Source organism: Geodermatophilus amargosae (assembly GCF_900116515.1).
Classification (GTDB): domain Bacteria; phylum Actinomycetota; class Actinomycetes; order Mycobacteriales; family Geodermatophilaceae; genus Geodermatophilus; species Geodermatophilus amargosae.
The window spans coordinates 97872-111285 of sequence record NZ_FPBA01000012.1 but is presented as its reverse complement, the minus strand read 5'-3'; the positions used below and the strand labels follow the sequence as shown (position 1 = coordinate 111285).

Sequence of the window (13414 nt, the reverse complement as noted above, 5' to 3'; positions counted from 1 at the left end):
TGGACGGCGTGACGAGCACCCTGGCGCCGGCGGTCGCCCCGCTGCAGCTCGGGCCGCTCACCGTGGACCCCGCCGTGGTGCTCGCGCCCATGGCCGGGATCACCAACCCCGCGTTCCGCACACTGTGCCGCGAGTTCGGCGCCGGCCTCTACGTCTGCGAGATGATCACCACGCGGGCGCTGGTCGAGCGCAACGAGAAGACGCTGCGGATGATCCGGGCCACGCCCGAGGAGGCGGCGGCCGGCTTCTCGGTGCAGCTCTACGGCGTCGACCCGGCCACCGTCGGCCGCGCGGTGGAGATGCTCGTCGACGAGGAGGTCGCCGGCACCCGCCCGGCGCACGTCGACCTGAACTTCGGCTGCCCGGTGCCCAAGGTGACCCGCAAGGGCGGCGGGTCGGCGCTGCCGTGGCGGCGGGTGCTGTTCCGCGACATCGTGCGCGCCGCCGTCCGTGCCGCCGGCGACGTGCCGGTCACCGTCAAGACCCGCATCGGCATCGACGCCGACCACGTCACCTACCTCGACGCCGGCCGGATCGCCCAGGACGAGGGCGCCGCCGCGATCACCCTGCACGGGCGCACCGCCGACCAGCTCTACAGCGGCACAGCCGACTGGGCCCCGATCGCCCGGCTGGTCGAGACCGTCGACATCCCGGTGCTCGGCAACGGCGACGTCTGGGAGGCCGACGACGCGCTGCGCCTGATGGGCGAGACCGGGTGCGCCGGCGTCGTCATCGGGCGCGGGTGCCTGGGTCGGCCGTGGCTGTTCGGCGACCTCGCCGCCGCCTTCGCGGGGGAGTCGCGCCGGGCCCTGCCGACGCTGCGGGAGGTCGCCGCCGTCATGTACCGGCACGCGCAGCTGCTGTCGGCCGAGCAGGGCGAGCTGCACGGCTGCACCGACTTCCGCAAGCACGTCGCCTGGTACCTCAAGGGCTTCTCGGTGGGCTCCGACGTCCGCCGCGCCCTGGCGATGGTGAGCTCGCTCGACGAGCTGGCCGGCCTGCTCGGGCGCATCCCCGACCAGCCCTACCCGACGGCGGTCCTCGGCGGACCGCGCGGGCGGACGAGCAGCCCTCGGCCGGTGGCGCTGCCCGAGGGCTGGCTCGACGACCGCGACGACCCCCGTCCGCCGGCCGGCGCGGAGCTGGAGACGAGCGGCGGATGAGCGGTCCGTACCTGTACGACGAGGGCCCCGAGGACCTGCACACCGGGACGCCCCGCAACCGCAACGGGCTGATCCTGGGCGTCTTCGGCGGCACCGTGGTGCTGGGCGTCGCGATGGTGGTGGCCCTGCCCCTGGTGAGGGGCGGCGGCGATGAGCAGGCCCGCGAGGTGGTCGGCGTCTTCCTCGCCGCCCTCGAGGCCGGCGACACCGAGACCGCCGGCGACCTGCTGTGCACGGCCGAGCGCGACGCCGGCGACGTGGCCGAGATCCTGCCCGCGTACGAGCACCCCGGCACCGGCGAGGTCGTCGGCGTCGAGGACGGGACGCTCGGGGACCAGGACTCCCGCGAGGTCAGGGTCCGCTGGGACGACGGCGAGGAGGCCACGCTGACCGTGGTGCTCGAGGACGGCCCGAGGGTCTGCGGCACCTCCGGCTGACCGCGAGCGGATCCCTTCTCACCCCGGCGGCGGACTGTCACCATGTGCGCCGCCCGGTCGGAGGTCCACCGGGCCCGCTCGAGAGGAACCGCGTTGTCGCAGCCGCCCCACTCACCCGTCGCCCCTGCCGGGCCCTACGCCCGGCCCGGGTCCTACGCCCCGGCCGCGCCGTACGTCCCCGCCGGGGTCGCGCCCGCGGGCGCCCCGGCGCCGCAGCCGGCCGCGCCCACGCAGGTCGTCTTCCCGGGCCAGGTGCAGCTGCCGCCGCAGCCGCAGTACACGCCCACGCCGCAGCAGGCCGCGCAGTCCCAGCGCGGCGCACTGGCCAGCGGGTTCCCGCGCTACGTCCCGCCGCCGCCCTCACCGGTCAACCGCACCGGCCTCTACGTCGGCATCCTCGTCTGCGTGCTGACGCTGCTGTTCGCCGTCATCGGGTTCGTCCTCGTCGCCTGAGGGTCACCGGGTCGCACCCGGCTGCCACCATGGGCGGGCCCGGCCGGAGGTGGACCGGGCCCGTCCGAGAGGACCCGCGGTGTCGCGAACCCCTCACCCGCCCGTCGGGGACGCGGTGGGCAGCGGTGCGGGCACGGCCACCCGGGTCCGCGACCTCAGCCAGGGCGACAGGCACCAGCAGGACCTGCTCGGCGGCAAGGGCGCGAACCTCGCCGAGATGACCCGCCTGGGGCTGCCGGTGCCGCCCGGGTTCACCATCACCACCGACGCCTGCCGCTTCCACCTCGAGCACGGCAGCACCCCGCCCGACCTCGCCGGCCAGGTGACCGAGCACCTGGCGGCACTGGAGGAGGCGGTGGGCAGGACCCTCGGCGACCCGGCGGACCCGCTGCTGGTCGCCGTCCGCTCCGGGGCGGCCGCGTCGATGCCCGGGATGATGGAGACCGTCCTCGACGTCGGCCTGAACGACGACTCGGTGCAGGGCCTGGCCGCCCGGTCCGGCAGCGACCGCTTCGCGTGGGACTGCTACCGCCGGCTGGTCCAGGTGTTCGGCAGGACGGTGCTCGGCATCGACGGCGAGCAGTTCGAGTCCGTCCTCGACGAGGTCGGGCGCGAGCGGGGCGGCGACCTCGACGCCGAGCAGCTGCGCGCCGTCGTCGGCCGGTTCGGGGACGTCGTCCGCGAGCACACCGGCCGGGACTTCCCGCAGGACCCGCGCGAGCAGCTGGACCGGGCGATCGACGCCGTCCTCGACTCCTGGAACAGTCCCCGCGCGGTCCTCTACCGCCGCCACGAGGGGATCCCCGACGACGCCGGCACCGCGGTCACCGTCTGCGCGATGGTGTTCGGCAACCTCGGCGCGGACTCCGGTGCCGGCGTGGCGTTCACCCGCGACCCGGGCAGCGGCGCGCGGGGGGGTGTACGGCGAGTACCTGCAGGACGCCCAGGGGGAGGACGTCGTCGCCGGCATCCGCGACACCGTGCCCCTGGCCGAGCTCGAGCGCATCGACCGCGGCGCCTACGACCAGCTCCTGGCCACGATGGCCCGCCTGGAGTCGCACTACCGCGACCTGTGCGACGTCGAGTTCACCGTCGAGCGCGGCAGGCTGTGGATGCTGCAGACCCGTGTGGGCACGCGCACCGCGGCCGCGGCGTTCGTCATCGCCACCCAGCTCGTCGACGAGGGCCTCATCGACATGGACGAGGCGGTGCGGCGGGTCAACGGCGACCAGCTCGCCCAGCTGATGACCCCGCGCGTCGCCCCCGGCGGGGACGCCACCGAGCTGACGCGCGGCACGGGCGCCTCACCGGGCGCCGCGGTCGGGAGGGCGGTGTTCTCCTCCGAGGCCGCCGTCGAGTGGGCCCGGCGCGGGGAGAGCGTGGTGCTCGTCCGGCGGGAGACGGACCCCGACGACCTGTCCGGGATGATCGCCGCCGTCGGTGTGCTCACCAGCCGCGGCGGCAGGACCTCGCACGCCGCCGTCGTCGCCCGCGGGATGGGCAGGGCCTGCGTCTGCGGCGCCGGGGAGCTGCAGGTCGACACGGTGGCGGAGCGGTTCACCGCGCCCGACGGCACGGTGGTGGCCGAGGGCGACGTCGTCTCGATCGACGGGTCCACCGGGCGGGTGTGGCTCGGCGCGGTGCCGGTGGAGGCCCCCGCCGTCGTCCGCTACCTCGAGGGCGCGATCGACCCGGAGTCGGCCGAGGCCGACGACCTCCTGCGCAGCGTGCACCGGGTCCTCACCCACGCCGACCGGGTGCGGCGGCCGGACGTGCGCACCGACGCCGGCACCCCCGGGGACTCCGCCCGCGCCCGGCTCGAGGCGGGCATGGCGGCGCTCCGGGGGGACCGCGCAGGGTCCTGACGCCACGTCCGCGCCGGGACCCGGGCGCCGCGCGCCACGCCCGTCACAGCTGCCACGGGAGTCGCGGACCGGCGTGTTATCCATGACCCGTGACGCGGGTCGGGGCGCTGGTATCGCGGGTGTTCGGCGCCCTCGTGCTCGCCGCCCTGCTGCTCGTCGCCTCGACGGCGGCCGCGATCTGGTGGACCGCGCGGCAGGACTCCCGGCCGCAGTCCGACGCGATCGTCGTGCTCGGCTCGGCGCAGTACAACGGCGTCCCCTCGTCGATCTTCGCCGCGCGGCTCGAGCACGCCCTGTCGCTGTGGGAGGACGGCGTCGCGCCGGTCGTCGTCACCGTGGGCGGCAAGGCCGCCGGTGACCAGTTCACCGAGGCCGAGGCCGGGCGCGACTACCTGATGGACGCCGGCGTCCCCGGGGAGTCGCTGCTCGCGGTGCCCGAGGGCGTGGACACGCTGGAGAGCATGCGCGCGGTCGGCGCCGCGTTCGGCGAGCGCGGGTGGTCCGGCGCCGTCGTCGTCACCGACCCCTGGCACGCCATGCGCGCCGAGCGGATGGCCGAGGACGCCGGCATCTCCGCGGAGAGCTCGCCCACGCGGCAGGGCCCCGCCGTCCAGACGCGCAACACGCAGTTCCGGTACATCCTGAGGGAGACCGCCGCCTACCTGCTCTACCGCGTGACCGGGGAGAGCGTCGTCGTCGCGCCGGGCATCGGCTGAGTCCACGGGAGGCGCGGGTGCTGGAGCTGGGGAGTGCCGGTGAGGCCGGCGCGGGCACGGGGGAGGTCCCCGTGCTGCGCGACGGCGAGCCGGTGGCGCTGCTGCGCTCCACGGACTTCTGGAAGGAGGGCTCGGTCGCGGTCGTCGGGGACCGCGAGTGGGTCCTCGAGCGGCGCAGGGGCGGCGTGCTGGTCGGCCGGTGGGCGGTCGACCCCGGGGACTCCGCCCGGTTCCGCGCCGTGCAGACGTCGATGTGGAAGGGCAGCTGGCGCGCCGACCTCGAGGGCACGGTGGTCGACCTCGAGGTGAGCTCCTGGTGGAAGGGCACCCACCGCTGCTCGACGGGCGGTACCACGGTCGCCGAGGGCGGGTCGACCGGCGGCTGGTCGCCGCGGCCCACGCTGACCGCGGGCGACGACGTCCCGCTCGACGCCCAGGTCTTCCTGCTCTGGCTGCTGCTGGTGCTCAACCGCCGCCAGTACGGCGTGGTCCACGCCGTCGCGATCGGCGGGGTCGTCGGCGGGAGCAGCTGAGCCCACAGCTGCGGGACGGCTGCCGCTGTCGGCGTCCCGAGAGGGGATGATCGGTGCGGGACGCGCACCGGCGTCCCGGCAGCAGCACGACGGAGGGGGCCCATGGCCGGCCGGGGACGCATCCGAGCCGCGGACATCGCGCTGGTGCGCGAGCGCAGCCGGATCGACGAGGTCGTCGGCGAGCACCTGCAGCTCAAGCGCGCCGGTGGCGGCAGCCTCAAGGGCCTGTGCCCGTTCCACGACGAGAAGTCGCCGTCCTTCCACGTCACGCCGGCGCGCAACCTCTGGCACTGCTTCGGGTGCGGAGCCGGCGGTGACGTCATCGGCTTCGTCCAGCAGATCGACCACCTGTCCTTCACGGAGGCGGTGGAGCGGCTCGCGGCGCGCGCGAACGTCGAGCTCAAGTACGAGGACGACGGCGGCCGGCCCACCGGGGCGCCCGACCGTGCGCAGGCCGGGCAGCGGGCGCGGCTGGTCGCGGCCAACACCGCCGCGTTCGAGTTCTACGCCGAGCAGCTGCGCAGCCCCGAGGCCGGGCCTGCCCGGCAGTTCCTCGCCGACCGCGGTTTCGACCGGCAGGTCGCGCTCGACTTCGGCTGCGGGTTCGCCCCGGCCGGCTGGGACGCGCTCACCCGGCACCTGCGCGCCAAGGGCTACAGCCAGCAGGAGCTGGTGACGGCCGGCCTGGCCAAGGAGTCCTCGCGCGGCACGCTCATCGACCGCTTCCACCGCCGGCTGGCGTGGCCCATCCGCGACATCACCGGCGACGTCATCGGCTTCGGCGCCCGCAAGCTCATGGACGACGACCCGGGCCCGAAGTACCTCAACACCCCCGAGACACCGCTGTACAAGAAGAGCACCGTCCTCTACGGCATCGAGCGGGCCAAGCGCGACATCGCCAAGAAGCACCAGGCCGTCGTCGTCGAGGGCTACACCGACGTCATGGCCTGCCACCTGGCCGGGGTGACGACGGCGGTGGCCTCCTGCGGCACCGCGTTCGGCCCCGAGCACATCAGCGTGCTGCGGCGGCTGCTCATGGACCAGGACGAGTTCCGCGGGGAGGTCGTCTACACCTTCGACGGCGACGCCGCGGGGCAGGCCGCCGCGATGAAGACGTTCAAGGAGGACCAGCGCTTCGTCGCGCAGACCTACGTGGCCGTCGAGCCCGACGGGCGCGACCCCTGCGAGCTGCGCCAGGCGCACGGCGACGCCGCCGTCCGCGACCTGGTGGCCCGGCGCACCCCGCTGATCGAGTTCGTGCTGCGGACGACGCTGGCCGAGTACGACCTGGACACCGTCGAGGGCCGGGTGGCCGCGCTGGACAAGACCGCGCCGCTGCTCGCCCAGGTCAAGGACCACGCGCTGCGCCCGGCCTACGCCCGCCGGCTGGCGGGGCTGATCGGCGACACCGACGAGGGCGAGGTGCTCGAGCGGGTCCGCCGGATCACCGGCGGGGACACCGCGGCGCCGCGGCGGCCGCGCGCCCCGCAGCGGACCCCCGACGACGCCGCGCTCGCCGTCGAGCGGGAGGCGGTGAAGGCCGCGCTGCAGGTGCCCGAGATCGCCGGACCGTCGTTCGACGCGATCGCGCCTGAGGCCTACACCGACCCCGACTACGCCGCCGTCGCCGCTGCCGTGGCGCAGGCCGGGGGAGCGGCGGCCGCGCAGGTCACCGGGCCGGCGTGGCTGGACGAGGTGGCCGCGCACTGCGACCGCGAGACCGCCCGCGCCCAGCTCACCGCGCTCGCCGTCGAGCCGCTGCGGTCGGTCGGCGACGCCGACGCCGGCTACGTCTCGGCGGTGCTGGCCCGGCTGCAGGAGATGGCCACCGTCCGCCAGGTCACCGCGCTCAAGGGCAGGCTGCAGCGGATGAACCCCGTCGAGCAGGGTGACGAGTACATGCGCGCCTTCGGCCGCCTCATGGCGCTGGAGCAGGAGGCCATCTCACTACGGCAGCGGGCCATCGGCGGGCTGGCGTGAACGTCGCGTCGGTGCTGCGCCGCCGGTTCAGCCGCCCGCCGGAGCCGGTGCGCGCGGTCGTGCACGCCTCGCCCGACCCGGACGAGCGGGTGCTGGCATGGGGTGTGCTGGTCCGCGGGCAGGGCTGGCTGGTGGCCACCAGTCGCGGGCTGCGCGTCGTCCCGGAGGACCTGCCGCTCGATCGGGCCGCGGACGTCGGTGTGCTGGCCTGGCACGAGGTGGGGTCGGCCCGGTGGTCGGCCACCAAGGACGGCGGTGGCACCTTCACCGTCAGCGCGCTCACCGAGGTCGAGCCCGGCGTACAGGCCCGCGAGCCCGCCGAGCGCCACGCGCTCAGCGACGCCGGCGACCTGCCCGCCGTGGTGCGCCGCCGGGTCGACCAGACCGTCGTCGCCAGCCGTCGCTCACCGCTGCCCGGCGGGGGAGGGGTGGTGCTGGTGGCCCGGCGGGTGCCCGGTCAGGCGGTGCGCGAGTGGACCGTCGTGTTCGACGACGACGCCGACCGCACCGACCCGGAGGCGCGCGAGGTGGCCCGCCGCAAGCTCGCCGAGGCGGTTGCGGCGGACCAGCCGGACTGAGCGCTCAGCCCATCGGCGGCGGGTCGACGGGCAGTGCGGTGAGGTCGGGGGAGTCGGTGGTGGTGACCGGCGGCATCGTTGTCGTGCCGGTGCTGCGGGCCGACGCGACGTCCGAGCCGGTGTCGCGGCCCATCTTCGACTTCACCGAGCTGACGACGTCGTCGGCGCGGGCCTGCGCCATGCCGGCCAGGCCCTGCAGCTGCGGGTTGTCCTTGGCGTCGGACCACAGGCCGCGGATCTGCTCGTAGCGCTCACGGCCGGCCCGTGCGCCGAGCACGTAGCCGGCGCCGAAGCCGAGGAGGAAGGAGAACTTGGCCACGAGGACCTCCGTGTTCGAGACGAGAACGACCAGGTGATCACGCTACGGGCGGACGCGACCGTCCGCGATGGGAGGAGCCTGCGCGGGCCGTCGGGAGGCGTGCGGTACTCTCGTCGGGTGCGCGGGCCCCGCCCGCCCGTCCCCCGTAGCTCAATTGGCAGAGCATGCGACTGTTAATCGCAGGGTTATTGGTTCGAGTCCAATCGGGGGAGCAACACCGCAGGTCAGCGGCGTGCAGGGCTTCCTCAGCCCGGGTCCGCGACCAACTTACGACCAACAAACGAGCCGGCCGCCGGTGCCGTTGACGGTCATCTCTGCCGGGACCACGTCGTCGCCCCGGTGGATAGCCCGGCCTGCCGACGTCGGGGCGGCCGACCTGCTCGCCACGTGGACGCGGGTGGCAGCGCCTCAGCGCGTCCTGATGCGGACACGGTCCGGCGGCACGCTCGTGAGGTGCCGGCCCCAGCCGTAGTCGTGCAGCTGCCGCCAGGTGACCGCGGCACGCCAGCCGAATCCGTCGTCGCACAGACGCCACGCCGTCTGGTGGCCGGACCACCACCGGCCGTCGTTGTGCACCTCGACGTCGCGGGGCGGGTCGAAGCGGCGCTCGTCCAGTAGGCGGATTGGGACGGTCACGCGGACGGGTGTAGCCCGCCGGCGCCGGCGAGCCACGCGCACCGACCCCCTGGTGTGACAGCACGTGACCGAACTGTGCCGAGCGTGCGGCGGTTTAGGGACGATGTGCACCGTGGCCTACCAGGCGTCGACGTCGCTGCCCTACGACAACCTCGGCCGGGCGACCGCGGGACTGCGGGCAGCGCTCCGCCACCGAGTGCTCGACGCCGGAGATCTGGGGCTGCCGGACTGGTCGACGCTGGCCGTGACCGGCCCCGAGATCACCACCGACGAGCTGGGCCGGCCCTGGTTCACCTGGACCGCCACGGTGCTCACGTCGCCCTGAGCCGCGCCCTGCCGACGCACAGACTCCTCTGCCTCTCGCCGGTCGCTGTTCCCCTATCGGAGCCGCTGAAGCGCCGCTGCCGCCTGCGGGCTCGGCAGCCCCCGGCCCATGTAGACATCCTGGGTCAGGCTCGGCCGGTTGTGTCCCAGGTGGTCGGCGATCTGGCGGGCGGACAGCCCCGCCTCGTCGAGCCGGGTCGCCACCGTCTTGCGAAACACGTGCGAGGTGACCCAGTCGAAGTCGGCGCGATCGAACGCCTTCCGCAGATCTCCGCTGGTGTTGTGCGGATCCCGCAGCCGCCCCGAGGGGGACGAGAAGACCACCTCGAGCGCACCGGGGAGCCGATCCCGCTCCGTCCGGCGGGTCAGGAGCTCGACGATGTGACTGGGTAGGCCGATGGTCCGCCGGCCGGCCACGGACTTCGGGAACTCCTGGATCACGAGCCCGCGGCCGGGGATGCGGACCACGGTGGCCGCCACGACGAGCGAGGCCCCGTCGAGGTCGACCGCCGACCGCCGGACCGCGCAGGCCTCCCCGATGCGCACGCCCGTCCCGAGCATGAACTCGACCAGGTCGGGCAGGTCCAGCCGCGACGCCTCCGGATCGGCGGACAGCCGGGCGAGCAGCTGTTGTGCCTCCGGCACGGTGAGGGCGCGCGGCGCCTGCGCGGTGCGCCGCTGTGTGCGCTTCAGCGACGTCTCCCGCACCGGGTTGGCCGGCAACGCACCGTGCCGGACGGCTAGGGCGAGCATCCCCGACAACACGCTGCGCGCGGTCTTGGCCGCCCCGGCGCCGTGGGTCTGGCGGATCGCGCGCAGGGTCCGGTCCACGGCTGGGACGGTCACCTCGCGCAGGCGGAGCTCACCGAGCGGCGGAAGCACGTAGGAGGTCACGGCGAAGCGGTACAGGCGCTTGGTGCCCGCGGCCAGCTCGCTGTCGTCGATCTCGCCGAGCCACATCGTCACCAGGCTGCTGACACGGCTGTCGGCCCCCGCGGTGGCGCCCACCGAGCCGTCCCGGTCGCGCAGCGCCTCCCGGAGTCGCCGCTCGGCCTGCGCCCGGCTGTCCCCGTACCGCGTCACCGAGCGACGTCGGCCGTCGAAGTCCCGGAAGCTGACCCGGGCGCGGATGCGCCCCGTGCCGACCACATAAAAGTCGATCTTCCCGAACGTCCCCACGGCCAGGGGCGGTCTCGCCACGGGCGCTCCTCCCTGATCCGGCACAGCGCGTGCGGTTTGCGGTCCGACGGCAGCAGCGTCACGAAGGGGACGGCGCGGGCGCCATCCCGGCCCGACGGACCTGGGGATGACGGCAGCCTGTGGACAGCGCTGCTCGTGGGAGCGCCGTCAGCCAGTGGGGCGCCGCGACGGCCGGCCCACGTCGCGGCGGGACAGGTCGGCGTCCTGGCGTTCGGCGACCCACCGCGCCAGGTCCTCGCGGCGGTACACCACCCGGCGACCCAGACGGAAGCCGTCCGGCCCGACGCCGAGGTGCCGCCAGTAGCGCAGCGTGGCAGCCGGAGTCCGGAGGTAGGCGGCGGCCTCGTCGAGGGTCAGCAGGGTCGACGTGCTGCCGGTGCGCAGATCGTGCGTCATGGACGTCCTCTCGAGCGGTCCCAGGGGCGGTAGGCCGACCGGGACGACGACGGAGCCGACGGCGGGGACCGGCGCCGGCACCACCCAGCGTCGACACGGCGCTGCGGGCTGGCTCCAGTCCGCCGGCCGCCTACTGGAGGCTGCTGAGGTCCGGGACGGTGCTTGAGCACGCGACGCTCCGGTGATCCTCCAGTCGCCCTCCAGTTACGGGTGGCCGACCGGAGAAGCCTGGCGTCGCGCTGATGCTGTGCGAGCCGGTGTGGACGCACCGGGGCCCTGCGGAGGGGCATGCGGTCTGCACCCTGCCTGTCGAGCCCATCGGGAACCGGGTCCGACACGGGCAGGGATGCCGGCCAGCGGCAGGTGAAGAAGGCCTTCTGCCGCTGAGAATGACCACGCGCGGTGGGTGTCAGCGTCACCTGACTGCAGGAAGTCTGGGGATTGAGCCTTGCGCCGGTCACTCGCCTGAGCGATGAATGATCACCACCTGTTGCCGAGAGGTGATCATGCGCTGTCCCAGCCCGCTCGTCCCGGCGCCCGTCCCTCGGGCGGCTGCCGGGAGCCGCTCGCTGTTGGCGAGCCGAAGGACGGGTCCAGAGGGACCGGAGCACCCGGTCCTCCGGAGGTCCCGGTGAGCCCGCTGGCGCGTTGCGCCCGCGGCCTGCTGGCCGGCGCCGTGCTGCTGGTAGCCGGCTGCGGTGGCGAGTCCGCTCCGTCGACCCAGCCACCGACGAGCGCGCCAGCGCCCAGCCCGCAGACGTCGAGCCCACCGCCGCCGCCGAGTCCGGAGGAGGCCGCGGCCGTCGCGGCTCTGGTGGCTTTTCAGGACGCGGTCCGGGTGACGGACCAGGCTCGCAAGGACCCGGCGGCGCAGGACTGGGAGCCGGCGATCCGCCGCCACCTGGGGGACCCGGCCGCCGTCCTCGCGGTCCAGTCCGTGCGGGACTACGCCACGCTGGGGCTCCGCCAGGAGGGCGACTCGGTGGTGACCGCGGAGGTCACCGAGGTCGACCTGGCCGCGGCGGAGGGGCCGACGGTCCGGATCACCGGCTGCTTCGACAGCGGCAGCAGACAGGTAATCGACGTCAACACCGGCGTGCCGGTCGCGCCGGGCACGCCACCCCGCTTCGTCTGGAACGTCGGGGTTACCCAGTTTCCCACCGAGGTGGGCGAGCCCTGGCTGGTGACGGTGCTGGAACCCCTGACGAGCCAGCCGTGCTGACCGGCGCACGCCGCACCCTGCAGACGACCGCTGCAGCACTCATCGTCCTCGGGTCCACCGCCGCCCCGGCCGGCGCCGACCCCGTCGAGTGCGTGAAGCGGGACCCGCTGACGGGCGTCTGCCTGCTCACCGCCGGGAGCGCCGGGAGCGGCGCTGCCGTCCCCTCGAGCGGCGCAACCGATCCGGGCGGGGCGGCCGGGACCGAGGAGGAGGCACCGCCGGACCCGTGTACGTACACCGTGGCCGAGCCGCAGCCGGCGCCGACCAGCGTGATCTGGCAGGGGAAGACCGCGGCCGACGGTGAGGTGTACGTGCAGGTCTGCCCGCGCCTGGACGGATCCGGCGTCTCCGCGGTGCTTGTCTTCGTGCCGAACGGCTCGGCGCCACCAGCACCGCCGGTCGATCCGCGGGTCCTGGCGGAACAGGCGATCGCCTCGCTCACGATGCGCGCACCGGAGATCCGGATGGCGCCGCCGCCGGGCTCGAGCAGCGGACTGGTCGGCCTGCCGGTGTGGATGTGGACCGAGCGGGGCGAGCAGTTCCTCGGCCCGGCCCGGCAGACGGCGTCGGCCGGTGGCGTCACGGTCACCGCCGTGGGGGAGGTGAGCCGCATCGTCTGGGACATGGGGGACGGCACCACGGTCGTCTGTGGCGCCGGTACGCCGTACGTGCCGGGGGCGGCCGGGCCGTCGCCGGACTGCGGCCACGTCTACGCGCGGGCCTCGACCCGACACGCGCCGGATGGCGCGTGGCCGGTGACGGCGACGAGCACGTGGACGGTCACCTGGTCCGGTGGTGGCCTGTCGGGCACCGAGACGCTGGAGCTGTCGTCGGCGGCGGAACTGCTCGTCGGTGAGCTGCACGTCCTCAACCAGGACGGCGGTCGCCGATGACCCGCACCCATCCTCCGGGGACCGGCACGCTGGGTCGTGCAGCGGCGCTCACCGGGTCGTCCCCGGCGCCTGTCCTGCCGCCTTTGCGCCGGCGGCGTCGCCCGGCCTTGCTGGCGCTGGCGGTGGCGATGGTGGTGCTCGGTGCGCTCGGCGCCGCCTACCTGGCCACGTCGCTGGGACAGACGACTGCGGTGATCGCGGTCGCGCGCGAGGTGCTGTGGGGGCAGCAGGTCACCGCCGACGACCTCGTGGAGGCCCGGGTGTCCGCCGATCCGGCGCTGGATCCGATCCCATACTCCGAGCGCGACGCGGTGATCGGCATGGTCGCCGCGACCACGCTGACGCCGGGATCGCTGCTCACCCGCGAGGCGCTCACCGAGCAGCCGCTGCCGCCTCCGGGTCAGCAGCTGGTCGGCGTCGGGGTGTCGGTGGTCCAGCTGCCGACGACGCCGCTGCGGCCCGGCGACGACGTGCTGCTGGTGCCGGTGGCCGGTGGCAGTGGGCTGGAAGCCGCGGGCCCGGCGGCGGTGCCCGGCACGGTGAAGGCGACGGTGGTCCGGGCCGGTTCGCCGGGCACCGACGGACTGCGGGTGGTCGACGTGCTCGTCGACGTAGCCGACGGGCCGGACGTCGCCGCCCGCGCGGCCGCCGGGCTGATCGCCATCGTCGTCGTGGCCGGCGAGTAGGCGAGGGTCCGCC

At 74.8% G+C, this 13414-nt stretch carries 16 protein-coding genes, 1 tRNA gene and 1 pseudogene; 14 read left to right on the top strand and 4 right to left on the bottom strand.

Features of this window, described 5'->3' with window-relative positions:
- Nucleotides 1–8: 8 nt before the first annotated feature.
- The 9 genes and pseudogenes from dusB to BM414_RS16370 all read left to right on the top strand — a co-directional run bounded on the left by dusB (nucleotide 9) and on the right by BM414_RS16370 (nucleotide 7725).
- Nucleotides 9–1163: a tRNA dihydrouridine synthase DusB gene (dusB, locus tag BM414_RS16405; RefSeq protein ID WP_093580926.1), complete on the top strand. Its 1155-nt coding sequence runs from the start codon at nucleotides 9–11 to the stop codon at nucleotides 1161–1163.
- Nucleotides 1160–1600 carry a hypothetical protein gene (locus BM414_RS16400; protein WP_093580924.1) on the top strand — a complete coding sequence of 147 codons (441 nt, stop codon included), beginning with the start codon at nucleotides 1160–1162 and terminating at the stop codon, nucleotides 1598–1600. Before dusB ends, BM414_RS16400 begins: the two co-directional genes overlap by 4 nt.
- A 93-nt stretch (nucleotides 1601–1693) precedes the next feature.
- Nucleotides 1694–2053 (top strand): hypothetical protein, encoded by a 360-nt coding sequence (locus tag BM414_RS16395; protein WP_093580922.1) that lies wholly within the window; start codon nucleotides 1694–1696, stop codon nucleotides 2051–2053.
- Nucleotides 2054–2270: 217 nt separating this feature from the next.
- Nucleotides 2271–2909, top strand: a pseudogene (locus BM414_RS30880) (PEP/pyruvate-binding domain-containing protein); the annotation flags it as partial.
- 61 nt (nucleotides 2910–2970) lie between these two features.
- Complete coding sequence (locus tag BM414_RS30875) at nucleotides 2971–3918, top strand: PEP-utilizing enzyme (RefSeq protein WP_245784778.1); 948 nt, start codon at nucleotides 2971–2973, stop codon at nucleotides 3916–3918.
- A gap of 89 nt (nucleotides 3919–4007) precedes the next feature.
- Nucleotides 4008–4634 carry a YdcF family protein gene (locus BM414_RS16385; RefSeq protein WP_093580920.1) on the top strand — a complete coding sequence of 209 codons (627 nt, stop codon included), beginning with the start codon at nucleotides 4008–4010 and terminating at the stop codon, nucleotides 4632–4634.
- Between the two features lie 17 nt (nucleotides 4635–4651).
- Nucleotides 4652–5167, top strand: a complete 516-nt coding sequence (locus tag BM414_RS16380; protein ID WP_093580919.1) for a hypothetical protein — start codon at nucleotides 4652–4654, stop codon at nucleotides 5165–5167.
- A 102-nt stretch (nucleotides 5168–5269) separates the two neighbouring features.
- The gene (gene dnaG / locus BM414_RS16375) at nucleotides 5270–7147 is read left to right on the top strand and encodes a DNA primase (protein ID WP_093580917.1); all 1878 of its coding nucleotides are present in this window, start codon (nucleotides 5270–5272) and stop codon (nucleotides 7145–7147) included.
- Nucleotides 7144–7725 (top strand): hypothetical protein, encoded by a 582-nt coding sequence (locus BM414_RS16370; protein WP_093580915.1) that lies wholly within the window; start codon nucleotides 7144–7146, stop codon nucleotides 7723–7725. The genes dnaG and BM414_RS16370 overlap by 4 nt, the downstream gene beginning before the upstream one ends.
- Nucleotides 7726–7729: 4 nt before the next feature.
- On the opposite strand, the gene BM414_RS29475 is transcribed toward BM414_RS16370, so the two are convergent.
- Complete coding sequence (locus BM414_RS29475; protein ID WP_093580913.1) at nucleotides 7730–8044, bottom strand: hypothetical protein; 315 nt, start codon at nucleotides 8042–8044, stop codon at nucleotides 7730–7732.
- A 139-nt stretch (nucleotides 8045–8183) separates the two neighbouring features.
- Here BM414_RS29475 and BM414_RS16360 point away from each other — a divergent pair.
- Nucleotides 8184–8256: transfer RNA gene (locus BM414_RS16360), tRNA-Asn, on the top strand.
- A gap of 196 nt (nucleotides 8257–8452) precedes the next feature.
- Here the strand turns inward: BM414_RS16360 and BM414_RS16355 are convergent.
- Complete coding sequence (locus BM414_RS16355) at nucleotides 8453–8680, bottom strand: hypothetical protein (RefSeq protein ID WP_093580911.1); 228 nt, start codon at nucleotides 8678–8680, stop codon at nucleotides 8453–8455.
- Between the two features lie 112 nt (nucleotides 8681–8792).
- Here BM414_RS16355 and BM414_RS16350 point away from each other — a divergent pair, with 112 nt between their 5' ends.
- A complete protein-coding gene (locus tag BM414_RS16350; protein ID WP_093580909.1) occupies nucleotides 8793–9005 on the top strand; it encodes a hypothetical protein in 213 nt (70 codons plus the stop codon).
- 53 nt (nucleotides 9006–9058) lie between these two features.
- Here the strand turns inward: BM414_RS16350 and BM414_RS16345 are convergent, their stop codons facing one another.
- Both BM414_RS16345 and BM414_RS16340 read right to left on the bottom strand, forming a co-directional pair.
- Nucleotides 9059–10204 (bottom strand): site-specific integrase, encoded by a 1146-nt coding sequence (locus tag BM414_RS16345; protein WP_093580907.1) that lies wholly within the window; start codon nucleotides 10202–10204, stop codon nucleotides 9059–9061.
- Nucleotides 10205–10351: 147 nt separating this feature from the next.
- Complete coding sequence (locus BM414_RS16340; protein WP_093581041.1) at nucleotides 10352–10600, bottom strand: helix-turn-helix domain-containing protein; 249 nt, start codon at nucleotides 10598–10600, stop codon at nucleotides 10352–10354.
- Between the two features lie 838 nt (nucleotides 10601–11438).
- Here BM414_RS16340 and BM414_RS30870 point away from each other — a divergent pair.
- From BM414_RS30870 to BM414_RS16325, 3 genes are all read left to right on the top strand, one after another.
- Nucleotides 11439–11822, top strand: coding sequence for a hypothetical protein (locus BM414_RS30870; protein ID WP_245784777.1), 384 nt, complete (start codon nucleotides 11439–11441; stop codon nucleotides 11820–11822).
- On the top strand, nucleotides 11816–12715 hold the full coding sequence (locus BM414_RS16330; protein WP_245784776.1) for an ATP/GTP-binding protein: 900 nt from the start codon (nucleotides 11816–11818) through the stop codon (nucleotides 12713–12715). The genes BM414_RS30870 and BM414_RS16330 overlap by 7 nt, the downstream gene beginning before the upstream one ends.
- An 83-nt stretch (nucleotides 12716–12798) precedes the next feature.
- On the top strand, nucleotides 12799–13401 hold the full coding sequence (locus tag BM414_RS16325) for an SAF domain-containing protein (RefSeq protein WP_245784775.1): 603 nt from the start codon (nucleotides 12799–12801) through the stop codon (nucleotides 13399–13401).
- Nucleotides 13402–13414 lie beyond the last annotated feature (13 nt).